Below are 24,702 nucleotides of genomic sequence, written 5' to 3' on the forward strand. Positions count from 1 at the left end.
GAATAAAAAAAATGAAAAACAAATACAGAATTTTAAAAATTGCCGTCACAGTAATCCTACTTGGTTTCCTGCTGAGTTTCTCTTTGAAGAAGTTCAGTAGTCAGAAGATTACGGATAGTAAAATTTCTGTGAAAATGAATGAAAAAACTCCGGTGTATTTTATTGATGAAAAGGATATTAAAGAAATCGTCAAAAAAGAGAATCCGTCAGGAAAAGTTGGGGATTTAAATATTCCTGAATTGGAGAAGAAAATTAATGCACTTCCAGCGGTTGACAGTGCCAATGTTTATTTAAATCTTAATGGAAAACTCAATTTGGATATCAAACAAAGAGTTCCGGTTTTCAGGTTGAATTATAACGGCAATGATTTTTATGTAGACGAAAAGGGAACAGAATTTCCGATTTCCAGAACCTATTCTCATCCCTGTATGTTGGTAACCGGAAATGTGAAAAAAGATGAATATGAAAAGCTGGCAGAATTGGTTGACAAAATTGACAAAGATAATTTCAGCAAAAAGTATTTCATCGGAATTTCAAAATATAAAGACAACTACAATCTCCTCACAAGCGAAGGGAATTATAAAGTAGAAATTGGAGATTTAGATAATATTGAATTAAAAGTAAAAGGTTTCAGAACTTTTGTTGAGAAATACCTGGTGTTTCAGGATCCCCAAAAGTACAGTATGGTTTCGGTGAAATATCAGAATCAGATTGTCACAACACTGAATCCTTATTTTAAAGAAAATGACAGTATTTTAAAAGCGGGGCATCAAGATTTAGCTAAAACTCCGGTTAAAAAAGCGAGTTCTGCTACTTTAAAACCTAAAGAAAAGACAAAGCCAAAAGCAGTTGTCAAACCAAAGGAGAAAAAGAAAGCTCCCGAAAAGAAACCGGCAGCAAAGCCTAAAACGAAAGCGAAGGTTAAAATAGAATAAAACAGAAAGTTCATAACGAACAATTTAATAAAGAACAGGAAAAATCCTTTTAAGTAAAAAAGAAATAAATCAAATCAATATATACAATGGAAAATCAAGAGTATTCAGTAGGTCTTGACATCGGGACAACCAAAATTGTCGCCATTGTCGGAAGGAGGAATGCCCACGGGAAAATAGAAGTTCTCGGTGTTGGTAAGGCCAAAAGTCTTGGAGTTCATAAAGGGATTGTGAATAATATTTCACAAACCATCAACTCTATAAAAGCAGCTGTGGCAGAAGCACAAACCAGTGCGGGAGTTCCTATTCATAAGGTCACTGTGGGTATTGCAGGAAAACATATTCGTTCTCTGCAGCATTCAGATTACATTATGCGTGAGAATCCGGACAGATTCATCACAGATGATGACATTGAAGCACTGAAAGATCAGGTGAAAAAACTGGTCATGCTTCCTGGTGAAGAGATTATCCATGTTTTACCGCAGGAATATAAGGTTGATTCTGAAGGTGAAATTCAGGAGCCTGTCGGGATGCACGGAAAACGTCTTGAAGCCAATTTCCATGTTGTTGTTGGACAAATGGGGAGCATCAGAAACATTGCAAGATGTGTAAGAGAAGCAGGTTTAGAGATGGAGGCACTTACATTAGAACCTTTAGCATCTTCCGAAGCTGTTCTTACCAAAGAAGAAAAAGAAGCAGGAGTAGCCATTGTAGACATCGGTGGTGGTACTACAGATATTGCTATTTTCAAAGATAACATCATCCGTCATACCTGCGTTATCCCTTACGGAGGCGGAATTATCACGGAAGACATCAAAGAAGGATGTTCAATTATAGAAAAGCACGCTGAGCAATTAAAGGTTAAGTTCGGTTCTGCAGTTCCGGAGTTGGAAAAAGACAGCACGTTTGTAACGATTCCAGGGCTTCACGGAAGACCGGACAAAGAAATTTCACTAAAAACTTTAGCACAGATTATCAATGCAAGAGTAGAGGAAATTTTAGAAATGGTCAATACCGAATTAAAGGCTTACGGAGCATTTGAACAAAAGAAAAAGCTGATCGCAGGAATTGTTCTGACAGGTGGAGGTTCCAATCTGAAGCATCTTCGTCAGCTAGCAAATTATACAACAGGATTTGATAGTAGAATTGGTTTTGCAAATGAATATATTGCCAACGATAAAAACCAGTATCTTAAACTACCGGAATTTGCAACGTCTATCGGGTTGCTGATGGAAAGTTTGAAAATCAGAGATAAAAAAACAGTTGCTGTAGAAGAGGAAGAGGTCATAGAAAGTAAAGCTGATCAAACTGAACAGCAGGCTCACGTGGAGGCTCAGACTCAAATAACGCAACAACAAGAAGAAGAATTCAGAACTCCTGTACAGATATCAAGACCTCAGAAGCCAACTTTCGGACAGTCTCTGATGGAAAAAGTGAAAAAATTCTTTGAAGAAGTAGAATAAAAAAAATAGAAGTGATGAATGATAAGCGATGAATGATTTTTCTCATCAACTATCATAATCGATTATCAAACATATAAAAATATAACTATGGAAAATATAGGCACACAAGGATTTTCATTTGATCTGCCAAAAGGAAATTCTTCGATTATTAAAGTAATCGGTGTAGGTGGTGGCGGAAACAACGCACTGAAGCACATGTACGAAAAAGGAATACACGGTGTGGATTTCGTGATTTGTAATACAGATGCTCAGACTTTAGATAACAATCCTGTTTCCAACAAAGTGCAGTTGGGAGTTACCATTACTGAAGGTCTTGGAGCAGGTGCAGATCCTGAAGTAGGCGAAAAAGCGGCGATTGAAAGTATCGAGGAGATCAAAGCAGCAATGGGACAAAACACCAAAATGGTTTTCATTACCGCAGGAATGGGTGGTGGTACCGGAACTGGTGCTGCGCCGGTTATTGCTAAAGTTGCCAAAGATATGGGAATTCTTACGGTAGGTATTGTGACCGTTCCGTTCAGCTTTGAAGGAAAAAGAAGACTTGATCAGGCAGAATTAGGTCTTGAAAAACTAAGAAATAATGTTGATTCACTCATTGTGATCAACAACGATAAATTAAGACAGCAATTTGGAAACCTTGGCTTCAAACAGGGATTTTCTAAAGCCGATGAAGTTTTAACCAATGCCGCAAAAGGAATGGCAGAAGTTATTACCGGCTACTTTGATGTAAACATCGACTTTAGAGATGCTAAATCTGTGCTTCAGAATTCCGGTACGGCATTAATGTCTACAGGTACAGCTTCAGGTGAAAACAAAGCTGAAGAAGCTGTAAGAAAAGCATTAGACTCCCCATTATTGAATGACAACAAAATTACAGGTGCTAGAAACGTGTTATTGTTGATCAGAAGCGGTGTGGAAGAAGCTACGATGGACGAAATCGGGATCATTATGGATTACATTCAGAAAGAAGCCGGTCACACAGCCGACATTATTTTTGGTGTTGGAGCCGATGAAGAATTAGGTGATGCAGTAAGTGTATTGGTGATTGCCACTGGTTTTTCTAATGATAATCAAAAATTTTCAGGACCTACTGAGAAAATCAGAATTGGTTTAAATGATGCACTGGAAACTCCAAAAGCCTCTCCATTCAAAACAAGAGATGAAAGAGAAGTTTCTCCTGAACAGGGATACGAATTTGGAGGAAAAAATCTTTTCAGATTAGATGATGAAGACCAGCCGACACCACAATTCAAGATGTCGTCTATTGAAAAAAAAATGATTATCGAGGATGAAGATGTAAAAACTGAAATAAAATTCTCTGATAGACAGGAAGATACGTCAGAAAGTACAATTCAGAGCTGGAGAAATGATGAGTCAAGCAATGAGGACAATATAAATTTATTTTCTTTTGATGATGACAATGATCCAAACGATTTGGAGATTCAGTCTTTCTCTTTTGATTTTGAAAATAAGAAAAATGAGTCAGTTGAAAATTCATTCAGCAATAATTATTCAGATGAAAAAGCGGTTGAGTTTAATTTTACAGTGAACGAACCGCTTGCTGAAAAATACGATTTTGAACAGCCCAAAAATGAAGTTGAAATTTCTAATGTGATTGAGAAAAAAACAGAAGAAATAACGCAAAAGGTTGAAACATTTTATCAGGCTTCAGAACAACCGAAAGCTGAAGAAAGACCTGTTGTAGAAAAAAGAGTAGAAATAGAAACTACAAGACACACAGAATCTGAATTTACTTTTGTGAATAAACCTGCAGATCAGGAAAGAGTGTCAGAAAGAAGAAACAAACTGAAAGAATTTAATTCCCGTTATCAAAATTTTGATCATGTGAACGAATTTGAATCTGTACCTGCTTTCAAAAGAAAAAATATTTCAATTGACGGCTCCAATGCTTCAGACCAAAATATCAACACGTATTTGTCTGACAACAACGGAAACATGCAGATCAGAGAAAATAGATTCTTAAATAAAGATGTAGACTAAAATAATATAACAATGTAGAAATGTACCAATGTAACAATTTCGAACTGTCATGCTGAGCTTGTCGAAGCATTTCATTGGTAAACTGTTACATTGATACATTGTTAAATTAAATAAAAATGAGTTTAGAAAATACCATAAGCGAAGCAATAAAAACAGCAATGAGAGCAAAAGACAGAGTTGCTTTAGACTCTCTGCGCGCTGTAAAATCTCAGATATTATTGCTGAAAACCGAAGCTTTAGGAGCTGAAGTTTCTGCAGAACAGGAAATTGCAATTTTGCAAAGAATGATCAAGCAGAGAAAAGATTCTTATGAGCAGTTTGCTGCTCAGGGAAGAAACGATTTGGCAGAAGTAGAGGACGCTCAGATGAAAGTCATTGAGAAGTTTTTGCCTGCCCAATTATCTTCTGAAGAATTAGAAACAGAAATTAAGCAGATTATTTCCGAAACAGGCGCTGAATCTATGAAAGATTTAGGGAAAGTGATGGGAATAGCTTCAAAAAACCTAGCCGGAAAATCTGACGGAAAAAGTATTTCCGAGATGGCTAAAAAGCTGCTTTCGTAAACATAATTGGTGAATAATTGATGTTGAGATCATTCATCAATTAAATCATCCATTATATTTTGGGATATTCAACCTTTGCATATCGATTTGATTAACAAAGCCCGGAACATCATGTTTCGGGCTTTTTTGATGGGCTGACTTTTCAAAATTACTTATGGATATTCTAAAAACTCACTGTTAAGTAATCCAGAAAAGTTGGGAACCACACTACATTCTATATATCAGTATCAACTGATGTAAGATAAAATCTTATGAAAAAAAATTTTCTCACGAGTATTAGTTTTTATAATCATTTCAAAATTAATAAAAATTAACAATACTTTAACTGAAAATTCTCAACAATAATTTAATTCAGCTAAAATTTATATATAAAATCATTAATATTCATTTTGTTTTGCGAATTAATCAATAGTTTTTATAAATTGACAAGTCTTAGAGAATATTGTAAATTTGTTGTCAATTAAAATTTATAAAAATGTATCCATCAGATTTAGTATTGCCGATGAAGGCTGAACTTACAAATAAAGGTTTTCAGGATTTAGCAACTCCTGCACAAGTAGAAGATGCTTTGAAGCAGTCTGGAACTACTCTTTTAGTAATCAACTCTGTTTGCGGGTGTGCGGCAGGAGCAGCAAGACCGGGCGTAGTTTACTCTTTAACCGGAGAAAAAAAACCAGATCATTTGACCACTGTTTTTGCAGGTTTTGATAAAGATGCAGTTGATGCAGCTAGAAAGCATTTAGCTCCATTCCCTCCAAGCTCACCATGTGTGGCACTTTTCAAAGACGGAGAATTGGTTCATATGCTGGAAAGACATCATATTGAAGGAAATCCTGCAGGAGCAATCGCAGCAAACCTTCAGGCTGCTTATGACGAATATTGCTAATATCAAGTAATTAAAAGCTTTATATAGAAACCGTTACAAATTTTGTGACGGTTTTTTTATTTAAATCATTCGCAGGAAATTCAAATATGATTATATTTGTTGAAATGGCAACGAAAGCACTTTTCAATACGGTAGTCAATTGGTTTATCAGGCAAAGGATAGATCAGATACAGAATTTTATGGATCATCCCATAGAAACGCAGAACGGAATTCTTTTTTCACAGCTGTTTCATGCAGAAGATACCGAGTATGGTAAACGATATGGCTTTAACACCATATCAAGCTATCAGGATTTTAAAAATAAAGTTCCTGTTGTCACTTACGAAGACTTCGAACCATATATTGAAAAAGCCAGACAAGGCCATAAAGATGTAAGCTGGCCTGGCTACATCAAGCATTTTGCGAAATCTTCCGGAACGACAAATGCCAAAAGTAAATTCATTCCCATTTCTGCAGAGAGCTTAGAATACTGTCACATGAAAGCTGGCAAAGACATGGTCTCTATTTACGCTAATAATCATCCTGAAAATCAGCTTTTTACCAATAAAAATCTACGTCTCGGCGGAAGTTCGGAATTGTATGCAGATTTCAACACCAAATTTGGAGATCTTTCAGCAATTCTGATTGATAATCTTCCTTTTTGGGTAGAAATTACAACCACACCAAGCAAGAAAGTTTCTTTAATGGGAGAATGGGAAAGTAAGTTAAAAGCCATTACTTCTGAAGTTAAAAATGAAGATGTAGGAAGTATTTTGGGTGTTCCAAGCTGGATGATGGTTCTCTTACAAAGAGTTTTGAAAGAAACAGACGTCAAAAACATTTCAGAATTGTGGCCGAATCTGGAAGTGTTTTTCCACGGCGGGATCAGCTTTAAACCTTATAAAGATCAGTTTAAACAAATCATCGGAAAAAATATCAATTACTACGAAATTTACAACGCTTCTGAAGGATTCTTTGGAATTCAGGACAGACCCAACAGTGATGAAATGCTTCTGATGCTCGACTACGGTATTTTCTACGAATTTATTCCGATGGATCAGTTTCATTGTCCGAATCCGAAAGTCATTAGTCTGGAAGATGTAGAAATCGGGAAAAACTACGCAATGGTCATCACCACCAACGGTGGATTGTGGAGATATTTAATTGGTGACACTGTTATTTTCACATCAACCAATCCTTTCAGAATAAAAATTACGGGAAGAACCAAACATTACATTAATGCTTTTGGTGAAGAATTGATGATTACCAATGTAGAATCTGCTCTAACGAAAGCCTGTGAAGCAACAAAAGCGGCGGTTAGAGATTTCACGGGTGCACCCATTTTTATGAAAGAAAACGAAAGTGGCGCCCACGAATGGATTTTTGAATTCAGCGAAAAGCCTGATAATTTAGATGAGTTTACTGAGATTTTTGATCAGCATCTGAAAGCAATTAATTCTGATTATGAGGCAAAAAGATATAACAACATCACTTTGAAAAAACCTGTTATCCACATAGCAAGACCCAACTTATTCTACCGCTGGCTTGAGTCTAAAGGAAAGCTCGGCGGGCAAAATAAAGTGCCGCGCCTGAGCAACGACAGAGAATATATAGATCCTTTATTGAAAATGAATCAGTCATAAAAAAAACCGCAGAAATTTCTGCGGTTTTAATCTTACAAAGAATATTTTATCTCTTAAGGTCTTCTTTTAGTTTTTTTGCACCCTCCTCTACTTTTTGAGCTCCGGTTGCAGCAGCATCTTTTACATCTTTTCCTACTTCCTGAGCTCCGGATTTGATGTCTTTACCAATTTTGTTGGCTCCACTTTTAATATCTTTTCCTACTGCATTCATGTCTTCTTTTGCTTTTTGTGCCGTCTGATCAATTTTGTCTCCTGTTTTATCAACAGTATTTTTGATATTAGACTTCGCTTGATCTACTTTGGCAGTATCAACCAAGCCCGTGTGACTTTCCGTAACCGTAGTAGTTGTTACAGATCCGTCCGTATTTTCTACTTTTTCAGTTTTTGAGGTTGATTGTGTGCAGCTTACAATAAGTGCTGAAACAGCGAAAGCTGCTAAGATTTGTTTTTTCATTGTGTATTATAATTATTTTTAATCTGTTTTTGGTATGGAAGTGTTTTCATTTTCTTTCGTTTTTAACTTCTTTTCTTCTTCCGCTTTTTTCTTGTTCTCTTTTTCGAGTTCTTCAGTCATTCGTTTTTCTTCTTGTTCTAGTTTAATGGCTTCTTTTACAGAATCCTGATATTGTTTGGAAGACATTCTAATCTGCCTTACAATATCTACCGTAGTTGCACCCGCTGAAAAAGAATCAATTGCCGTAGTATCGTAATGAGGTTGTAAAGCCTGAGTATCATCTGTGCTTACAGATTCTCGCTTTGAACAGGCAATTAAAAAGACGGAAACAATACATCCGACAGCCAATATTTTTTTCATGAAACTAATTTAATAGAAATTACGCAATAACGGAGATAATGATTTATTAATTTTTTACAGCATAGTCTGCCTTATTGCTTAAATTTTTAATTTTTTTAAATTAAATATAAAAAAATCCGCCCTATTTATAAAAAAACCAGCATCGATTTTCAGTAACAAAAATACTGCCATTGCATATGTTTCAGATCATAAAAAATAAATATCAGTTTAGATGGAATGTTGCAATCACCGGATAGTGGTCAGAAAGCTTTACAGATCTATCAACTTGATAACTTACAGGATTAATGGAAGGTGATGTAAAAATAAAATCAATCCTGATAGGAAATTTATAATCATGAAAACTGGTGCCGCTGCCTTTTCCAACTTGAAAAAAAGCGTCTTTCAAGCCTTCTCCTAAGTGATAATATTCATAAGAATTGGGGACAGAATTGAGATCTCCTGCTAATATCACAGGATAGGGTGACTCATCAATGCTTTTTCTAATGATCTGAATCTGCTCCTGATGCTTTTTAAATGTTGGAATTAACTTCTTCACAATGGTTTTCACTTTTTCCTCGTCTTCATTAGTGTTACCATTGAGTTTGACCATGCTTTTTTCAAATTTGAACGGCTGTAGATAGGCGTTGATGATACGGTATCTTTTTCCTTTGATCTCAATATCTGTCAATTCAGAATACGCATTAAATTCTTCATTATACATTCCTGCAAACAATTCTTTGTGATCTATTATTTTATATTTTGTGTACGTTGAAACTATTGGCGCAGAATGTTCTTTTCTCAGTTGGTTAAATTCAAACTTCTCAGCAGGGGTCTCCTGTAATAAAACGATGTCTGCATTCTGCTGATTGATGAATTCCTGAATATTTTCAACACCAAGTTTTCCTCCCTTTACATTCAGACTTACAATTTTTAAATCAGCAACATCTTTACTTTCAGAAGAATAGTTAATCCACCTTTTGACGGGATTTAACAGAAACAAACCCAAAAACATAAATACAAAAGCTCTTTTTTTCCATGAGAAAATCCAGAAAAATGTGAGCAAAACATATCCGATCATGAGCACCGGAAATCCTAGAGACAACAGATTAAACCAGGGAAAAACTTTCGGCGGAATGTAGGCATTCAGCAAAACACCCAGTAGCAGAAATAAGATGCCAAAATGGAGGATAAATAAAACGAGACGGAAAATTTTCACAATTGTATTTTAATTAAATCTATATAAATGTTTTCGCCAGATTTTCGCCAAGATAAACCCTACAATTGCACCACCAACGTGAGCAAGATGAGCAATATTGCCTCCGCCTCCGAAAATCCCTAGATATACTGAGCCAATAACGATGATGGGAAGTAGATACTTCACTTTCACAGGAACTGGAATAAACATAATTCCGATTTTAGAATCCGGATATAGAGTTGCAAATGCTGCAATTACTCCGAATATTGCTCCTGATGCTCCCACCATAGGAGTTCTGAGCGCAATATATAGATTTTGTGATAATTCTTGTCCTTCGGCAGTAGTTGCATTAATTTTCAGATCTCCAACATAATTGATGTCTGCTTTAGTAAAAATTTCAGCAGAATTTAAACCTAAACTTTCCATATCACTAATGATCTTTTGAATTTCTACAAAATTCCATAAGTTAAATAGAAAAAACGCTCCCAAACCACTTAAGAAATATAGAATTAAATATTTTTTATCTCCCAGAGATTGCTCCAATATAGGTCCGAAGCTGAAGAGGGTAAACATATTGAAAAGAATATGCATAATGCTGCCATGCATAAACATATGGGTAATGATCTGCCACGATTTGAAGTTGGGAGAAAAAGGATAATATGCTGCAAAAAATGTGTTGAGTTGCGGTAACAAAAATGAAGCTATAAAAACTACAACATTTATAATTATTAAATTTCTGGTAATCGGCGGTATATTATTAAACATCTTCTTAAAATTTATTTTTTAAATCATTGAACGGAACTTCATAAAAACATCTTTTACCTGTAGGTAAAAACTCCGGGAAACCTAATGCGGTAAAGTCTTTGATCACTTGTTCTGCATCGGCTTTATAAATAAAATCAAATCTGGATTTCGACTGCATTTTTGCCCACTGATTATGATAAAACTGCATAAATTCTTCTTCTGTTTTATATTCAAGAATATCAAAAAGGTTTTCCAGGAATTTCATCACCTGAGTTTCCTTTAATCCTTCAGGAACAGTATCTATTCTTAAAACATTCTCATGAGCAATTTTCATATCAAAGCCAAGCTCCGGCAGAAATTTTTTAATTGATTTGTATTTGCTTTTTTCAATTTCGTTCATGTGATATTCCAGAGAGAACAGTAAAGCATGACTTACGTTTCCTTTCTTTGCGGTTCTGTTATTTTCAGCAACAATAAGTCTGTGCATTCTCCCCAAATCCAGCATCAAAGTTCTGTCACCCTTATTGAAGAGCCAATATCCGTTGGGAAGGCGCATCAGATCTTCATCAAAATCTTCATCTTCAAAGAGATTGATTTTCGAAGGCTCAGCAGAAATATTCTGATGATACATCTCTGTAAGATTATGAATTTCAGTTTTTGTAACTTCTCGGTCTTCCAAAAACGGATTGTAATCTCTGTCAACCGTAATTTCAGGCATTTTAAGATTTCCGGTATTATTGCTTTTGCTGGGGAAACTTTTCTGCATCATCTCATCCAGCTGAGGATCTCTTTCAAAATCAAGACTTGGTGCGATATTGTAAATACCCAATGATCTTTTGATGGTAGAACGAATCAGGGCAAAAATCAAATGCTCGTCCTCAAATTTCACTTCCGTTTTTTGCGGATGAATATTGACGTCTATTTTCTCAGGATCTAACTCCAGAAAAAGAAAAAATGTCGGAATATATCCAGGCAAAAGAAGGCCGTCAAAAGCTTCCTGAACAGCTTTGTTGAAATACGGACTTTTAAAAAACCTTCCGTTTACGAAAAGAAACTGCTCGCCACGTGTTTTTTTAGCCCCTTCGGGTTTAGCAACAAATCCGTGAAGCTTGCACCACAATATATCTTCTTTGATAGGAATCAACTGAGGATGTAATTTTCTTCCGAACACATCTACAATTCGTTGCATTTGTGTACCTTTTCTCAGTCTGAAAACAGGCTCATCATCATGAAACATAGAAAACTCTAAATGTTCATGAGCCAAAGCCACCCGTTGAAATTCATCAATAACGTGTCTGAATTCTATATTGTTGTTTTTCAGGAATTTTCTTCTTGCAGGAACGTTGTAGAAAAGGTTTTTAACTAAAAAATTAGAGCCTTCTGCAGTTTGCACAGGTTCCTGAAACTGAAAAATTCCGCCTTCGATGTAAATATTGGTTCCCAGGGAAGAATCTGTTTGTCTGGTTTTCAATTCAACCTGAGAAACAGCAGCTATTGATGCCAGTGCTTCGCCACGAAAACCTTTTGTAGAAATTTTAAATATATCGTCTGTGACCCGTATTTTTGATGTTGCATGACGTTCAAAAGACATTCTTGCATCAGTTTCAGACATTCCTTTTCCGTCATCAACTACCTGAATGAGATTTTTTCCGGCATCTCTTATGATCAGCTCTATTTTTGAAGCTCCTGCATCGATGGCATTCTCCAAAAGTTCTTTTACGATGGAAGCCGGTCGCTGCACCACTTCACCTGCGGCAATCTGGTTGGCAACATGATCCGGTAAAAGCTGAATAATATCTGACATAAAATGATGAATGAACGTACAAAAATAGTCAAAGGAAATAAGAATTAAAATAAATTGGGAATGAATTAAAAATTAAGTCTGCCAAAACAGAGATACCCGTAAAATAAAAGCCCCCATTTGCAAAACAAACAGGGGCTACAAAAACTAAAGTATATACGATTTGTGCTGTCAATTATGAAATGTTTTAGGTCTCTTTTAAGATAAGCTTAGATTTTTCTTTTCTGGATTCTGTTACTATTACTTCACCATTACCATGGATTTTGTAATACATAAATGCCATAAAATTGGGCTTGTTATAAATTTTTGCGTATCTGTAATTGGTTCTGAAATGTCTTACGTTAATTTTGTAAAAATCATACCCGATCACAATCAGTAAACATAAACTAATGATGTAAAATACGCTGAATTCTAGTGAATAATAAACCAGCCCCGAGAAAATAGCTCCTAAAACATACGAAAACATAATACTTGATAAAAGCTTTGCTCTTGCGATCAGTTCAGGGTTTTTTCTGTATTTTTTATGGGTAAACATAGACATCAGAATTCCCAAATCTGTAGTAGTCCCCGTAAGGTGTGTTGTCTTAACCAAAAAATTAGATATACTTGCCGTTAAACCATTTTGCAGACCTGTGGCAAAAAGCATCATGGCAACCAAAAATTGTGCTTCTTCAAGTGTTTTTCTGTAATATAACTGCCCATAAATGCCTACCGCCAAAAGACATAATATCTCCAGAACCAATGGCATTGCATGTGCAAAATATTTACTTTTCTTATTAAAATTAATTACAAAAAAGTTGGCAGTAAAACTTCCGAAGAAAAATAGAAAGATCCATGTTCCTACAACCGCAACCTGCGACCAGTTTCCCTTACTGATTTCAGCTGCAAATACAGCGTAATGGCCTGTTACGTTTGAGGTAAAGGATAAGAATATAAGTAGAGATGCAATGTTTATAGTTCCTGCTGTAAAGGCAGTCAGCGTACCCAGTCTTATATTGTCTCCCAATGTCCTGCTGTTACTATAATTTCTTAACATTTTTTAAATTTTTGATGGTTAACATTAAACCTCAACAAATACTTCTGCCAATCGGCCTCTTTCCGGCATGAATTGCTGGGTATTGATTTCTACTTCCTGTACTTTGATGTTTTTCGACTTTTTGATGTAAGGATTAAGATCAAATTTGCCTTTGCTGTTCTTCTCTTTTAAAGATGAAGTGAAGTAAGCTTCTTCCACATTTTCTGCAATCAGATAATTATTGAATGCTCTTTGGAAACTTCCGGTAAAAACATCACAAACGATCTTATTGACCAGATGTGGATATTTGTTTTTGATAATGCTGTACGCATCACAGAATTCTTTTGATCTGATTTTACTGAGAACAGTTCCTTTGGTGTTGAATAAAAGATCTCTTATAGAATCTCCCATATCATAACCCGACACAAGCAAAATATTGTATTTTGTGTCTTCTCCTGTGGCGTTTTTCTCTTTCAGTACTTTCTTTAATATGTTTAAAGATTCAAGAGAATAGTCTGTTGCAATTAAAATGGTCTTGATCATATCTTTTAGATTTAGTGATTACCTATTTTGATAATACAAAACTATATCTGTGAGATTAGAAGACTTTTGGAATAGAATTAAAATGTAATTAAAGAGATTAAAATGACATTAGAATTTCATTTTAATAAATGTTTCGTTGTAAACTAAGAAATTTTTTCTTCTTTCTGGCTGGCAAAAATTGTAGGAAAACGAAGCTGAACTGTAGTACCCTGATTTTCGTGTGAGCTTACAATCAGTTCACCATTATGCATTCTCACAATATTCCTTGCAAGCGGAAGACCGATGCCATATCCTTCATAATTTCTGGTGTTGGAAGCTCTGAAAAACGGATCGTAGATTTTATCCATTTCAGATTCCGGGATACCGATTCCTGTATCTTTTATGATGATGTAAACGTCTGTATCTGTTGCGCCGAGCGAAACTTTTACCTGTTGGAAATTAGAATATTTGCACCCGTTGTTCACGATATTGGCAACAGCAAGATGCAGAAGCTGCTCATTGCCCTGAACTTTCAGCTTTTTAGGATTATCCGGTAACATACTGATATCCAGATAAATATTGTTTCTTGAATCAATTTTCCTGATGGTTTCAATGACATCCCAAAGCAACTGATCGATTCTTACTTTGTCAATTTTCTGAATTTTTCCGTCAAAACCGGTTTGAGCAATGATAAGAAGAGCTTTGATTTTTTTATCCAATTTTTCTGCCTCGTCAAGAATAATTTCTAACGTTTCCTTGTATTCATCAGCGGTTCTGTTGATAGAAAGCGCAACATCTGCTTCTCCCATAATAGAAGTAAGTGGCGTTCTGAGCTCGTGAGAAACATTTCCGATCAAATGATTTTGAGTTTCAAATGAAGTCTCTATTCTTGTGAGCATTGTGTTGAACGTTTCAATCAGCTCATTCAGTTCTTTATTATCTGGCTGCGACTCTAGTCTTAAATGCAGATTTTCAGAACTGATCTGTTTTACCTTTCCGGTGATTTTAAGAATCGGTTTGAATAAAGTTTTGGATAAATAAAAAGAAAAAATCATACTGAAGAAAATCGAAAGCACCATACAGGTAATGATTGTTCTTTTGAGAAACCCAAGATAATATATAACGTAATGGTTTTGCGCAGAAGCAATTGCGATGTATTCTTTATTATTGAATTTAAAAGACTGACCAATGTAGTAAAATTCTTTGTCGTTATAATTAGCCTCTCCTTTTCGGATGATATTTTTAAAAAAGGTATCCGGAATATGTACTTCCTGGGATATATTTTTAAAATTTGAATCGGCAGGAACGGCAAAAACGTAATCCCTTTCCATGGGAAGTTCTTCATCGTTTAAGCTGTTAAGAATATGATTTTCGGGAAGATCAAGATTTTTTTTACTTTTCTCGATCTGAACAATGGTAGTCGTTCGAATTTTTAATAATTCATAAAACCTCTGATGCGAGAAATTAACAATTGAGTAGTAGACCAACCCGCCAAAAAGCGAAATGACGGTTATAAAAACACCCATCAAAAGAACCATTGTTTTGGTCTGATTTGTCATTACTCTGTTAAGCATTCTCTAAGGTTTTTTAAGAACATACCCCATTCCGATTACCGTGTGAATAAGTTTTTTGTCGTCCTGATTGTCTATTTTCTTTCTTAAATAATTGACGTAAACATCCACCACATTTGTTCCCAAATCATAGTTTACTCCCCAAACTGCATCCAGAATTTCAGCTCTTGAAATTACTTTTTCGGGATTGTTGATAAAATACATCAATAATTTGTATTCTGTAGAAGTGAGAGAAATTTCTTCTCCTGCACGCATCACTTTTTTGGTGTAATCATTCACCGTTACATCTGAAAACTGAAAAAGATATTCGTTAAACGTTTCATCTTCTGTAACCTCAGGAGTTGTGACAGGGAGGCTTCTTCTCAGTAAAGATTTTATTCTGGCAACCAATTCTATAAATTTAAATGGCTTCACCAGATAATCATCACCGCCATTTTCTAGTCCGAGGACGATATTTTCTGAACTTCCTAATGCCGTTAAAAATAGAATAGGAACGTGTTTGTTGGTTTTTCTTATTTCTTTACAGACATCCAAACCGTTCATTTCCGGAAGCATAATGTCTAAAATGACCATGTCAAAATCATTTTCCTGCACAAGATTCACCCCGGTACGTCCGTCAAATGCTACCGAAACTTCATATCCTTTCTCCTGCAGACCTTTTTTAATAAAAGAAACGACACTGGTTTCATCCTCAATCAGAACAATTTTCTTCATATCAATACTGAATTTCACAAAAATAAGGAAAAGATTACAAACCAAAAAGACGAAGAAAACTTCGCCTTTAGAATAATATATATAGTCGTGTTTTTAGTTTTTGCCTGAAATTGCCTTTAAAATAATGGGTTCAAGATTAGACGGAAGATCCGCTGATTTTATCTGATAGTTTTTGATCTTCATTTCTTTAAACCATTTTTCCCAATATTCTTTGATGACGCCTTCTTCAAAAGGGTTGCCTTTTTCAGGATTAATTCCTAAGACGATAACTTCAATATTGCTTAAGTTGTCATTGGCTTTTACAAATCCAAAATTATTTTTTTCAATGGTAGTTTTGAAATTAGTATCTGTAAGATTGTTTGCTTTGATCAGTTTTGTGGTTAAATAAGATGTTTTCTTTTCTTGCGAAAATTTTGAATCTTCATGATACATATAACCATCAGTCAAAATAAAAAGGATATTTCTGTGATCGTCTTTTATACAATAATCTTTGACTTTATTTCTAAAGAACTCCCAAATATCCGATCCTACAAATTTGTCGTCATTAATAGCAGATTGATAAATACTTAAAGGTAATTCAGAATATCTTTTTTCAACAGTTGTAAAGTAATCTTTCGTTATATTTTTATCAAAAGAAACCTTTAGTTGTTTAGTACATTCATTCATTTTCGGATCTGAAGGTTCAGGATTAAAGAAAACTTGCATCTGATCGTCATAAGTAATTATTCTTTTAGACTTGATATGATTTAAAAATCCTTTCTCAATCGCTTTGATGTATTCTGTATCTCTTTGGAAATATTGCATCGTTGGATTCGGGTTGGTTTTCGGATCAATTCTGTCTGATAAATCAATTAAAATACTGACATTGATATTGTTTTGATCAGATACGATTGAATCATTTGTTGTACAATCAGTTGTAGTGAGCTTTTTTTTACAACAGGAAACCAAAGAAATAATGAATATTAAATAGATTATTGTTTTCATAATTTAAATTATAAAGATGATAAATAAATTAAGTTTTGATTTTCGGAGTTTGCTCCCACAGATTCAAGGTTTGTTTTGTATGTTTCGATACAATTATCAATCATCGTTTGTTTTTCGGTTCTTGAAACGGCTATTTTTTCGCCAATAAATGTTATCCAACCCTGCACATATTCTGAAGCATACAGTTTATACTCTTTTGTTGGAATAATTACTCCATCAATAATATTCTGAAGTTCTTCAATTCTGCCACGTGCCTTAATAACAATTTCTTTTGTACTTCCAATATTTGCGAGAATTTCTTCAATTTCTTTTTTGAGAACAGTTATTTTCTCTAAAAGGAATAGCACGTTTTTTTGTCGGATTTCCTGTTCACTTTTAATTTTATCTTTCTCCTTGTGTTCTTTCATCACGAAGTCGAAAACTAATCCCCAAATAATGTAAACGATGAACCCAGCAAAAATAATTCCCCAAAACTGAATTGTGGTAAAGGCGATTTTGAGATCAAATGGCGGAGAATTAAACGTTTTATTTAATTCGTATAATTTAGATTCGATTTGATAGGCTAAAATGGCGTCGAATATAAAAGTGACAATAAAAAGCAAACCTAATTTCACATAATTTACCCAAATTTTAGTTTCATTAAACATATGAATCAAAAATCCCAAGCCTAAAAAGACAAAAGGAATAAAAGTCACAAATGCACCTTCAATAAAGCCTTCAGACCAAGCTCTTTCCCAAGCTCTTGCATCCAAAACACTTTGTATAACCGTAACTTTTGCATCGAAACTTTTGAAAAATGCCGAATAAGAAGTTGAAATATAGAAGGTTAACAGATAGAGAGTAATCGGAAAAAGAAGAATAGCGCCGATCCAAAACTTTGTAGAGGCTCCTTTTGTGGCTTTTACGCTGTATTTTTCGGGATTTCTTGGGAGATCATTTATTTCTGCTTTCAAAATCTGAATCTGATTTTGGTGATTTTCAACCTCTTTATTTTTGTTTTTTAATTGATCTTTCTTTTGTTTCTAATGATACCGTTAAAGCCTTAATTTCCGTTTCCTTATTTTTTTGTTCATTAACGTATGATTCTTTCAGTTTTTGCTGTTTTTCAACCATTTCTTTTTCCTCATTTTGGAATTTTGAGTAAACAGCGTCAAGACAAATTGACAATGTAGAATGATTTCCATTGGTTCTGGAGCTGTCTCTATATCCCGATTCGTGATAGGTTCTTTTTCTGCTTTCTTCGGGAGATTCTTCGTTGGGATCAACTTCGGATTTTAAAACTTCTTCTTTCGCAGTTTCAATAGGAATTGATTTCAATTTGAATAGGTTTTTTATATTTGTGGTCATGTTTAATTTAGTTTTTTAATTCTTGTAAAATGTCTGTTTTAGGCTTACCCATTTTTACGGCTTCGATGAGATAATCGACGATTGATTTTACATTTTCTTCTAGAAAACCAAACATCAGAACATATTTTTGCATTGCAGAATATTCATTTGGAGAGACAATACCATCTGCCCAGATCATTACTGTGAGATCATACAAATAATCTACTTTTTCTTCAATAGTCTGAGGAACAAGAGATTTAAAATTGATAGGATTTAATAATATTTCGTCCAGATTTTTAGATGAAATACCTCTTTCTTCAGCACATTGGTAAAGCATTTTTAGTTCTAAAGTGCTGAAATCATCGTCACAAATTGCCATTTGATACAATCTTAGAAAATGAGCTTTGAGATTCTCCGTGATTTGAATATTTTCCATAGTGATTTAGTCTTCTTTTGGTTTTTTAGGGTTATTAATTTTGTCTCTTGAGTATGCTTTAGGTTGTATTGAATATTCTGATGATTCTTCAGTAATTTCTTCTTTCTTTTCTTGTTCTGTTTTTTCGGCAAAAGCAATGAATAAGAAAAGAATTCCTGTTATAGTATCAATAGGAATCCATAGACTTTTTCGATATAAGTACATGGGAATGAAAGGATTGAAAATGATAAGAATAATCAGAAAAATTACACTAAAATAATACTGTTTAAAGCTCAAAAAATTATAAATAACGATTGAAGCTCCAATAAAAACAATAATTCTCAGAAAAGTATAATATTCAATAGGAAGCCTGAAAACACCAACGAAACAACATATCGCACAGAATGTGAGGAAAAGTTTCATGGCTTGACGTATTTTAAAATCCGGTTCTAAGGTTATATTTGTAATTAAAATTATTCTCAGACATAAAAATAAATACGAAGAAATCAATACATGCAATCAATGAGGGAATGAGCGTCCAACAAAATAAAAGATATAATATTCCCATTGTATTTTGTCCTAAGTAGAATCTGTGAATGCCCAATCCTCCTAAAAAAAGAGCAAGCATTGCGGTTGTAAATTTTGATTTCATAATTAAACTCTTGATAGTATTTCGTTCTTTTTACTTTCAAACTCTTCAGGAGAAATGATTCCGTTTTCTACTAACCCTTTCAGTTTCTGTAAAACCGCAAACGGATCTTCGGTTTCTATAAGTTGAGGTTTTCTCTGTTCTGTCTGTAATGCGTGTGCAATTATAGGTGTAGTATTGTTTACAGTAACACCTCCTCCTGCAGAAGCTCTTCTCGCTTCAAGATCTTTTTCTCTGCGTACTCCTCTCATTTGCTCTTCTATTTCCTGAGCAAACTGATAGAGCTTTCTTGCCTGTGCTTTTGGAAGATAATCCATCATATTACTGAAATTACTTACGGTTCTCATTGTAAAAGCAGAGCCTAAAATACCTTCTTTAATGTGACAATCTGCAACATCTACCCAGCTGTAATCTTGAAAATCCATAGAGAAGCCGAAGTTTTTAGGTCTGCAGAAAATAATTCTTCTGTTGGTAAGTGCAATACAATCCGGTGATAAATTCAATGCAGGTTTTTTCTGAACTGCAATGTATTCTACAAACTCTTGTGAAGTAAGGAGGCTATTAATTCTTTCCAGCAGTTTTTCGACAGCTTTCGGATCTTGCTCTTCGTTTAAAAATTGTTTTAAATTCATGATATTTTGTTTTTGTTATTTTACATCTTTATAATAAATATATCCTGTTTTACCGGACTTCTGCACCTTTTCTTTCTGCCAATAATTTTGTGTGGAAACGGGAATTAATTACTCGTTGCTTACTCTTTGAGTTATAATAAATTTTCCCATAACTGATATTTTTTAGTTTATAAATCCAGTGATTATAAAAAACAATCACTGGAGCCAAACTTATGCGTATTGGATTAATTCCCAAGTAACCGCTTTTCCATCATAAGGAGGCATTCTATTTCCTTTTGAGATTGGAGCTGTTGTTGATGGACTCCCAACAACTTTCCAAACTCCTGATTCTGGACAGTTTTCACCTGTCTTTGCTTTTGTACCTAATGGTTTTTTCATAAGTAAACTTTTTTAATTGTTTTAACACTCCAAAAGTATAACCCTTTAGAAACCAATCCTTACGGGAAACCGTAAAACAAAAAAACCTTTCAAAAAAATTGAAAGGCTTGTTTTAATTAGGAATATATTTTATATAATTCCGCTGTCTTTGCAGATAACGATTAACTCAATATTATTTTTTGCATTGAGGCTTTCACGTAGATCATTCAGTTTTTTTTCGATGGAGCTTTTGCTGTTGGGAGTGATTTTGTTTTCTTTAAAATGGTCTTCAATTTCACTTTGCGTCCAGCCTTTGGATAAATATTTTAAGATAGACAGGTCATAGTCTGTAATCATTTCTAAAGGTGCATTTCTGATACTGTTTAAAATATCCTGTGGAATCACGGTTTCTCCTTTATAAACTTTATTCATCGTTTTTTTAAGTTCTTTCCCGTCATCTCTACCCTTGCTTACAAACCCGTTGATTTCGCTTATTTTATAAAGATCATCGATCACTTTCGGCTTATTTTCTATTGAAAATACAATTACTTTCAGATCTGGCTGTAGCTTTCTCGCTTCAGCAATAAGCTCCGTACCTGATTTTATATTTTGTTTTATATGGTCTTTATCAAAGGACAGATCTGAGATAAGCAGATCATAAGGATTCTTTTCATCTACTGCTTTTTTTATTTTTTTTAAAGCCTCATCACAGTAGCTTTCAAATTCAAAATTCAAAATTTCCAGTTCATTGAGGGTATTGATGACTCCGAGATTTCTTATCTCGTGGTCTTCGGCAATAATAATTTTTTTAAACATGTTTTTAATTTGTTGGAATAACGAGTTGAATAATTAATCCTCCTTTAGGATTTTTTTCAAAATTAATATCTCCTCCTATCATCTCCATACGGTTTTCCGTATTAAAGATGCCTGTACCTTTTCTATTTTTCAGATCATTTATCCCTACTCCGTTATCTGTATATTTTATGCTTAAAGAATTTTTATCTTTTTCAAATTTCAGAACTACCAGTTTTGCTCGGCTGTGTTTTTTCATATTCACTAAAAGCTCTCGCAAAATATAATATAGCTCCAGCTGTATATTGTGAGAAATATTTTCCCAGATAGCGTCTGTATAACCAACAGTCAAAACTTTTTGTTCGGGTGACGAATAAGAAGAAATCATATTGCTGAAGCGTGATGAAAAATCTTTTTCTACACTATTTTCATTGGCAATATCTCTTGATTCTTCATACATTTTTTCGATATCGTTTAGAATTCTTACTTTGTTTATATCAGGGTTATTTTGAACATCTATCATCATGTGATAGAGCCCGTTAGCAACGACATCATGCACTTTTTTGGAGTATTTGAGTTCTGTGCTTTTTACTTCGAGTTCTTTTTCCTTTTCCTTTTCCTGTCTTATATTTTCCTTTCTTTTTTCGTTCCAGAAGTATCCCAAAAACAAGGTAAAGGTTAAAATTCCTAAGCCAAAGCTTAGATAAATTATATTAATTTTATTTTCAGCATCTTCAAGCTTTAAATTTTTGTTCTCAGCATCTTTCTGTTCTACATCATATCTTATTACGGCAAATTGGCTCTTATGTTGGTTTCTTGAAGTTTGTACATTTTCATTTATAGAATCAAGTTTTTCAAAATTTTCTACATAGTTTTCGGGCTCAAGTGAAATTATTCTTTTTAATGCGGTTATTTGATCATCGGAACTCTCATTCTGCGTTGCTTCTTTCAACATTTTTTTTGCATATTCTAACGACATTTTTTTGTCTTTATCTAAATAATAACTAGACAGTGTTTCATAACTTGAGTTTAGACCAACCCCGTCATTAATTTTTTTTCTAATAGCCAATGCTTTATTAAATTCAGACAAAGGATTATAATTTTTATCATCAAGGTATTTAACTTTTGCATAATTATTTAATGCTCTGGAATAGTTATTAACACTATCTGCAAGAATTGCTTTCGTTAAATATTTTTTAGCTAAACTGATTTTCCCCTGAGTTATCAATGCATCACCAATATTATTATAGCAGATATATTTAGCTTCATTATTATCTGCAATCTGAATAGCTTTTTTGTAGTAGATAATCGCACTATCATAATTTCTAAGGCTATTAAAAGCAGTAGCAATGTTGTTATAGTTAGAAGTCAGTATTTTTTTAGCAATAATACCTTGTTCATTTTCAAGAAATTTATTAGTCTCTAATGATGTTTCAATAGAACCATAAAAATCTCCCTTATCATTTTGTATAATTGCCATATATACTAAAGCTCTTGCTGTACCAAGAGAATCATTTTTTCCTAAAAAATCATTTTTAGATAAGTTGAAATAATAAAAAGCGGAATCAGAACTATTATTATTTTTAAATAAAACTGCTCTATCAAAATATTCATTTGTAGGAGGTTTATTATCAATACTCATTTCTTTTTTACAAGAAAATGCTATAAATAAAATAATTAATAGTATGTATTTCATAGAGTTAGTTTTGGTTGCAAGGTAAGAAAAAGGCAGATTATACAATCTGCCCTTTTAATATTATGGACGAGGAGGTGTAAATGGAGGAGGAATTTGTCCTGTATTTCCACCTACCGGACCACCTGTTCCGTCATCACCACCAGTACCCGTTCCCGGATCAAAACCCGTTCCGCCACCAGAATCTTGCGTTGTGACGGTACCGCCGTTGTTATTGCATGTTGTATTTCCGTTATTGTTGCCAAATGCTAAACCAAGTAGCATTAAAAGTATTTGAATCATTTTGTCAAAAAATTTATTGTTAAAGCATTCGTGTTCTTCCCTGCGAAACTGATCGCAGACAGTGTTACACGTTTAAAAAAAATGAAGCGCTTCTAAATTTTTTGGGAAGTAAACCTTCAAAAACGGAAGAGAAACATCTGCTTCCCAACCCGGAGTTTTCTTCCGTTTTATCTGGTGATTTTTGAAATCAGGTTTGTTTTTTATTTTTTTGTCACTGATTTCTTTTACAAATATCTGACAGAATTGAGTGTCATTTCAAGACAATGAATGGACAAGTGAAATCCCTTAAACTCCTGATTTTTACGGGAAACCGTATTTTTTTTGTCCAGAATTTGTCTAACTTAGACAGCAACTAATAACTAATATTGATTGTATGTTTGAAAAAAGAAAATTGCTCTTAAAAATTGTTTTTGATAAGGCTAAAAAAGAGCTTAATAAAAGTAGCAAGAATGCCATTTCTGAATATTTGAATTCACTTTTTGACGAAGAATTTGGATTTTCAAAGCACGAAAGAACTTTTATAAGATATTACAAAAGTTTAGTAGAGAATAATACTGATTATGGAGTCGATCAAATAACTTTAGACAATTTAAGTTGGTATATAGGTTATAAGAACTTTGAGGATTTTTGCGAAAATTATAAAATTGTGAAAGAAGATGGAGCTACCAATATAGAATTGAAAATTGGAAATGATGAGGATTCTTTATCTGAAAAACTGTCTAAAATAATTATAAATATTACTAATACGCCAGTTTTCAATGTTCCACAAATCGCAAAAAATGGTATAGGAATAGGTGCAATGATATTTGTTTTGATTGCAAGTTTTGCTTATGGTGGAAGAATTTCTTCAATCGATGAAGATAAATATATGTATTGGAAGAATGATAAATACGTTGGAACAGATAGTGCGTATGTAAATGCCGGAATTGAAGTAATTGCCATGAATAGAAATCTTTCTTTTACATTTGAAGAAGATAACGCGACCAGATACTTTAACTATCGAAAACTCAAAAGGAAAAGTCTGGTATGATAAAAGCAATAATAATGTTGAGTTTTTTACCAATCATGGTAAGCACCCTAAAAACGGTAAAGCATTAAAAGATGTCACTGCAAGAATTTTGGATAATTATGCAGGAACTGAAACTGAATGACACAAAAAAAAGCGAAGATTTCTCTCCGCTTTTGTATTTATTCTGAATCTGTCAACATTCCCAATTCTCCGAAATGCTTTTTGAATTTTTGAATTTTTGGGCCAACTACCGCGCTGCAGTAAGGTTGATTTGGGTTGACATGATAATATCCTTGGTGATACTGTTCTGCCGGCCAGAATTTTTCAAATGGTGCCAATTCTGTCACATATTTTCCTGACCATTTACCTGAAGCTTCAGATTCTTTGATAGAATTTTCTGCTCTTTGTTTTTCGATATCGTCTTTATAGAAAATCACTGAACGGTATTGCGTTCCGATGTCATTCCCTTGTCTGTTGAGCTGGGTAGGATCGTGTAAGAAGAAAAATACATCCATCAACTGATCATAAGAGATAATTGCCGGATCATAAGTAATTTGTACAACTTCTGCATGCCCTGTTTCTCCAGTACAGATTTCTTCATAAGTCGGATTATCTTTATGACCACCAGAATATCCTGAGATTGCAGATTCTACACCTTTTAACATATTAAAACAGCTTTCTACACACCAGAAACAACCGCCACCGAAAGTGATAGTCTGTAAATTATTTTTATCCATTTTT

At 34.0% G+C, this 24,702-nt stretch carries 28 protein-coding genes; 7 read left to right on the forward strand and 21 right to left on the reverse strand.

The features are described from left to right. The first annotated feature begins 11 nt into the window (after positions 1-11). From ACZZZA_RS04275 to ACZZZA_RS04300, 6 genes are all read left to right on the forward strand, one after another. Positions 12-935: a cell division protein FtsQ/DivIB gene (locus ACZZZA_RS04275; protein ID WP_463429963.1), complete on the forward strand. Its 924-nt coding sequence runs from the start codon at positions 12-14 to the stop codon at positions 933-935. A gap of 86 nt (positions 936-1,021) precedes the next feature. Continuing rightward, the gene (gene ftsA, locus ACZZZA_RS04280) at positions 1,022-2,395 is read left to right on the forward strand and encodes a cell division protein FtsA (protein ID WP_463429964.1); all 1,374 of its coding nucleotides are present in this window, start codon (positions 1,022-1,024) and stop codon (positions 2,393-2,395) included. 87 nt (positions 2,396-2,482) lie between these two features. Continuing rightward, positions 2,483-4,396, forward strand: coding sequence for a cell division protein FtsZ (gene ftsZ / locus ACZZZA_RS04285; RefSeq protein ID WP_463429965.1), 1,914 nt, complete (start codon positions 2,483-2,485; stop codon positions 4,394-4,396). Positions 4,397-4,512: 116 nt separating this feature from the next. Next, positions 4,513-4,959 (forward strand): GatB/YqeY domain-containing protein, encoded by a 447-nt coding sequence (locus ACZZZA_RS04290; RefSeq protein WP_463429966.1) that lies wholly within the window; start codon positions 4,513-4,515, stop codon positions 4,957-4,959. A gap of 475 nt (positions 4,960-5,434) precedes the next feature. Beyond that, positions 5,435-5,845, forward strand: a complete 411-nt coding sequence (locus tag ACZZZA_RS04295; protein ID WP_463429967.1) for a BrxA/BrxB family bacilliredoxin — start codon at positions 5,435-5,437, stop codon at positions 5,843-5,845. Positions 5,846-5,949: 104 nt separating this feature from the next. After that, positions 5,950-7,467, forward strand: a complete 1,518-nt coding sequence (locus ACZZZA_RS04300) for a GH3 auxin-responsive promoter family protein (protein ID WP_463433732.1) — start codon at positions 5,950-5,952, stop codon at positions 7,465-7,467. A 46-nt stretch (positions 7,468-7,513) separates the two neighbouring features. Here ACZZZA_RS04300 and ACZZZA_RS04305 read toward each other — a convergent pair whose 3' ends face one another. From ACZZZA_RS04305 to ACZZZA_RS04400, 20 genes are all read right to left on the reverse strand, one after another. Beyond that, on the reverse strand, positions 7,514-7,921 hold the full coding sequence (locus ACZZZA_RS04305) for a hypothetical protein (protein ID WP_463429968.1): 408 nt from the start codon (positions 7,919-7,921) through the stop codon (positions 7,514-7,516). Positions 7,922-7,939: 18 nt separating this feature from the next. After that, positions 7,940-8,281, reverse strand: a complete 342-nt coding sequence (locus ACZZZA_RS04310; protein ID WP_463429969.1) for a hypothetical protein — start codon at positions 8,279-8,281, stop codon at positions 7,940-7,942. A 202-nt stretch (positions 8,282-8,483) separates the two neighbouring features. After that, entirely contained in the window at positions 8,484-9,476 is a 993-nt protein-coding gene (locus tag ACZZZA_RS04315; RefSeq protein ID WP_463429970.1) for an endonuclease/exonuclease/phosphatase family protein, read from the reverse strand. 9 nt (positions 9,477-9,485) lie between these two features. Continuing rightward, positions 9,486-10,220 carry a rhomboid family intramembrane serine protease gene (locus ACZZZA_RS04320; RefSeq protein ID WP_463429971.1) on the reverse strand — a complete coding sequence of 245 codons (735 nt, stop codon included), beginning with the start codon at positions 10,218-10,220 and terminating at the stop codon, positions 9,486-9,488. 4 nt (positions 10,221-10,224) lie between these two features. Next, positions 10,225-12,003 carry a DNA mismatch repair endonuclease MutL gene (gene mutL, locus ACZZZA_RS04325; protein WP_463429972.1) on the reverse strand — a complete coding sequence of 593 codons (1,779 nt, stop codon included), beginning with the start codon at positions 12,001-12,003 and terminating at the stop codon, positions 10,225-10,227. Positions 12,004-12,187: 184 nt separating this feature from the next. Beyond that, positions 12,188-13,036, reverse strand: a complete 849-nt coding sequence (locus tag ACZZZA_RS04330; protein ID WP_463429973.1) for a YoaK family protein — start codon at positions 13,034-13,036, stop codon at positions 12,188-12,190. Between the two features lie 24 nt (positions 13,037-13,060). Further along, on the reverse strand, positions 13,061-13,558 hold the full coding sequence (locus ACZZZA_RS04335) for a hypothetical protein (RefSeq protein ID WP_463429974.1): 498 nt from the start codon (positions 13,556-13,558) through the stop codon (positions 13,061-13,063). A 143-nt stretch (positions 13,559-13,701) separates the two neighbouring features. Continuing rightward, positions 13,702-15,111 (reverse strand): sensor histidine kinase, encoded by a 1,410-nt coding sequence (locus ACZZZA_RS04340; protein ID WP_463429975.1) that lies wholly within the window; start codon positions 15,109-15,111, stop codon positions 13,702-13,704. 3 nt (positions 15,112-15,114) lie between these two features. Continuing rightward, the gene (locus tag ACZZZA_RS04345; protein WP_463429976.1) at positions 15,115-15,822 is read right to left on the reverse strand and encodes a response regulator transcription factor; all 708 of its coding nucleotides are present in this window, start codon (positions 15,820-15,822) and stop codon (positions 15,115-15,117) included. 93 nt (positions 15,823-15,915) lie between these two features. Next, on the reverse strand, positions 15,916-16,806 hold the full coding sequence (locus ACZZZA_RS04350) for a hypothetical protein (protein WP_463429977.1): 891 nt from the start codon (positions 16,804-16,806) through the stop codon (positions 15,916-15,918). A gap of 8 nt (positions 16,807-16,814) precedes the next feature. Next, a complete protein-coding gene (locus ACZZZA_RS04355) occupies positions 16,815-17,759 on the reverse strand; it encodes a beta-carotene 15,15'-monooxygenase (RefSeq protein ID WP_463429978.1) in 945 nt (314 codons plus the stop codon). 34 nt (positions 17,760-17,793) lie between these two features. After that, a complete protein-coding gene (locus ACZZZA_RS04360; protein WP_463429979.1) occupies positions 17,794-18,153 on the reverse strand; it encodes a hypothetical protein in 360 nt (119 codons plus the stop codon). A 7-nt stretch (positions 18,154-18,160) separates the two neighbouring features. Then, on the reverse strand, positions 18,161-18,568 hold the full coding sequence (locus ACZZZA_RS04365; RefSeq protein WP_463429980.1) for a hypothetical protein: 408 nt from the start codon (positions 18,566-18,568) through the stop codon (positions 18,161-18,163). Positions 18,569-18,574: 6 nt separating this feature from the next. Next, positions 18,575-18,970, reverse strand: coding sequence for a DUF6804 family protein (locus ACZZZA_RS04370; protein WP_463429981.1), 396 nt, complete (start codon positions 18,968-18,970; stop codon positions 18,575-18,577). A 13-nt stretch (positions 18,971-18,983) separates the two neighbouring features. After that, positions 18,984-19,199: a TM2 domain-containing protein gene (locus tag ACZZZA_RS04375; protein WP_463429982.1), complete on the reverse strand. Its 216-nt coding sequence runs from the start codon at positions 19,197-19,199 to the stop codon at positions 18,984-18,986. Between the two features lie 2 nt (positions 19,200-19,201). Then, complete coding sequence (locus ACZZZA_RS04380) at positions 19,202-19,828, reverse strand: PH domain-containing protein (protein WP_463429983.1); 627 nt, start codon at positions 19,826-19,828, stop codon at positions 19,202-19,204. Positions 19,829-20,038: 210 nt separating this feature from the next. Beyond that, positions 20,039-20,206, reverse strand: a complete 168-nt coding sequence (locus ACZZZA_RS04385) for a hypothetical protein (RefSeq protein ID WP_463429984.1) — start codon at positions 20,204-20,206, stop codon at positions 20,039-20,041. A gap of 129 nt (positions 20,207-20,335) precedes the next feature. After that, the gene (locus ACZZZA_RS04390; RefSeq protein WP_463429985.1) at positions 20,336-21,001 is read right to left on the reverse strand and encodes a response regulator; all 666 of its coding nucleotides are present in this window, start codon (positions 20,999-21,001) and stop codon (positions 20,336-20,338) included. Between the two features lie 4 nt (positions 21,002-21,005). After that, on the reverse strand, positions 21,006-22,673 hold the full coding sequence (locus tag ACZZZA_RS04395) for an ATP-binding protein (RefSeq protein ID WP_463429986.1): 1,668 nt from the start codon (positions 22,671-22,673) through the stop codon (positions 21,006-21,008). Between the two features lie 60 nt (positions 22,674-22,733). Next, complete coding sequence (locus tag ACZZZA_RS04400; RefSeq protein WP_463429987.1) at positions 22,734-22,952, reverse strand: hypothetical protein; 219 nt, start codon at positions 22,950-22,952, stop codon at positions 22,734-22,736. Between the two features lie 373 nt (positions 22,953-23,325). On the opposite strand from ACZZZA_RS04400, the gene ACZZZA_RS04405 reads away from it, so the two are divergent. Then, entirely contained in the window at positions 23,326-23,982 is a 657-nt protein-coding gene (locus ACZZZA_RS04405; RefSeq protein ID WP_463429988.1) for a hypothetical protein, read from the forward strand. 158 nt (positions 23,983-24,140) lie between these two features. Here the strand turns inward: ACZZZA_RS04405 and msrA are convergent, their stop codons facing one another. After that, the gene (gene msrA / locus ACZZZA_RS04410) at positions 24,141-24,698 is read right to left on the reverse strand and encodes a peptide-methionine (S)-S-oxide reductase MsrA (RefSeq protein ID WP_463429989.1); all 558 of its coding nucleotides are present in this window, start codon (positions 24,696-24,698) and stop codon (positions 24,141-24,143) included. Positions 24,699-24,702 lie beyond the last annotated feature (4 nt).

The sequence above is a fragment of the Chryseobacterium sp. AC405b genome (genome assembly GCF_979258685.1).

What these genes read in the sequence shown, in the direction of transcription:
- ACZZZA_RS04320 (WP_463429971.1), bottom strand. Translation starts at nt 10,220, where the DNA reads ATGTTTAATAATATACCGCCGATTACCAGAAATTTAATAATTATAAAT.
- ftsA (WP_463429964.1), top strand. Translation starts at nt 1,022, where the DNA reads ATGGAAAATCAAGAGTATTCAGTAGGTCTTGACATCGGGACAACCAAA.
- ACZZZA_RS04395 (WP_463429986.1), bottom strand. Translation starts at nt 22,673, where the DNA reads ATGAAATACATACTATTAATTATTTTATTTATAGCATTTTCTTGTAAA.
- ACZZZA_RS04400 (WP_463429987.1), bottom strand. Translation starts at nt 22,952, where the DNA reads ATGATTCAAATACTTTTAATGCTACTTGGTTTAGCATTTGGCAACAAT.
- ACZZZA_RS04370 (WP_463429981.1), bottom strand. Translation starts at nt 18,970, where the DNA reads ATGAAACTTTTCCTCACATTCTGTGCGATATGTTGTTTCGTTGGTGTT.
- ACZZZA_RS04275 (WP_463429963.1), top strand. Translation starts at nt 12, where the DNA reads ATGAAAAACAAATACAGAATTTTAAAAATTGCCGTCACAGTAATCCTA.
- ACZZZA_RS04330 (WP_463429973.1), bottom strand. Translation starts at nt 13,036, where the DNA reads ATGTTAAGAAATTATAGTAACAGCAGGACATTGGGAGACAATATAAGA.
- ACZZZA_RS04385 (WP_463429984.1), bottom strand. Translation starts at nt 20,206, where the DNA reads ATGAAAAAACCATTAGGTACAAAAGCAAAGACAGGTGAAAACTGTCCA.
- ACZZZA_RS04380 (WP_463429983.1), bottom strand. Translation starts at nt 19,828, where the DNA reads ATGAATTTAAAACAATTTTTAAACGAAGAGCAAGATCCGAAAGCTGTC.
- ACZZZA_RS04360 (WP_463429979.1), bottom strand. Translation starts at nt 18,153, where the DNA reads ATGACCACAAATATAAAAAACCTATTCAAATTGAAATCAATTCCTATT.
- mutL (WP_463429972.1), bottom strand. Translation starts at nt 12,003, where the DNA reads ATGTCAGATATTATTCAGCTTTTACCGGATCATGTTGCCAACCAGATT.
- ACZZZA_RS04295 (WP_463429967.1), top strand. Translation starts at nt 5,435, where the DNA reads ATGTATCCATCAGATTTAGTATTGCCGATGAAGGCTGAACTTACAAAT.
- ACZZZA_RS04335 (WP_463429974.1), bottom strand. Translation starts at nt 13,558, where the DNA reads ATGATCAAGACCATTTTAATTGCAACAGACTATTCTCTTGAATCTTTA.
- ACZZZA_RS04390 (WP_463429985.1), bottom strand. Translation starts at nt 21,001, where the DNA reads ATGTTTAAAAAAATTATTATTGCCGAAGACCACGAGATAAGAAATCTC.
- msrA (WP_463429989.1), bottom strand. Translation starts at nt 24,698, where the DNA reads ATGGATAAAAATAATTTACAGACTATCACTTTCGGTGGCGGTTGTTTC.
- ACZZZA_RS04310 (WP_463429969.1), bottom strand. Translation starts at nt 8,281, where the DNA reads ATGAAAAAAATATTGGCTGTCGGATGTATTGTTTCCGTCTTTTTAATT.
- ACZZZA_RS04350 (WP_463429977.1), bottom strand. Translation starts at nt 16,806, where the DNA reads ATGAAAACAATAATCTATTTAATATTCATTATTTCTTTGGTTTCCTGT.
- ACZZZA_RS04405 (WP_463429988.1), top strand. Translation starts at nt 23,326, where the DNA reads ATGTTTGAAAAAAGAAAATTGCTCTTAAAAATTGTTTTTGATAAGGCT.
- ACZZZA_RS04300 (WP_463433732.1), top strand. Translation starts at nt 5,950, where the DNA reads ATGGCAACGAAAGCACTTTTCAATACGGTAGTCAATTGGTTTATCAGG.
- ACZZZA_RS04345 (WP_463429976.1), bottom strand. Translation starts at nt 15,822, where the DNA reads ATGAAGAAAATTGTTCTGATTGAGGATGAAACCAGTGTCGTTTCTTTT.
- ACZZZA_RS04305 (WP_463429968.1), bottom strand. Translation starts at nt 7,921, where the DNA reads ATGAAAAAACAAATCTTAGCAGCTTTCGCTGTTTCAGCACTTATTGTA.
- ftsZ (WP_463429965.1), top strand. Translation starts at nt 2,483, where the DNA reads ATGGAAAATATAGGCACACAAGGATTTTCATTTGATCTGCCAAAAGGA.
- ACZZZA_RS04290 (WP_463429966.1), top strand. Translation starts at nt 4,513, where the DNA reads ATGAGTTTAGAAAATACCATAAGCGAAGCAATAAAAACAGCAATGAGA.
- ACZZZA_RS04375 (WP_463429982.1), bottom strand. Translation starts at nt 19,199, where the DNA reads ATGAAATCAAAATTTACAACCGCAATGCTTGCTCTTTTTTTAGGAGGA.
- ACZZZA_RS04365 (WP_463429980.1), bottom strand. Translation starts at nt 18,568, where the DNA reads ATGGAAAATATTCAAATCACGGAGAATCTCAAAGCTCATTTTCTAAGA.
- ACZZZA_RS04340 (WP_463429975.1), bottom strand. Translation starts at nt 15,111, where the DNA reads ATGCTTAACAGAGTAATGACAAATCAGACCAAAACAATGGTTCTTTTG.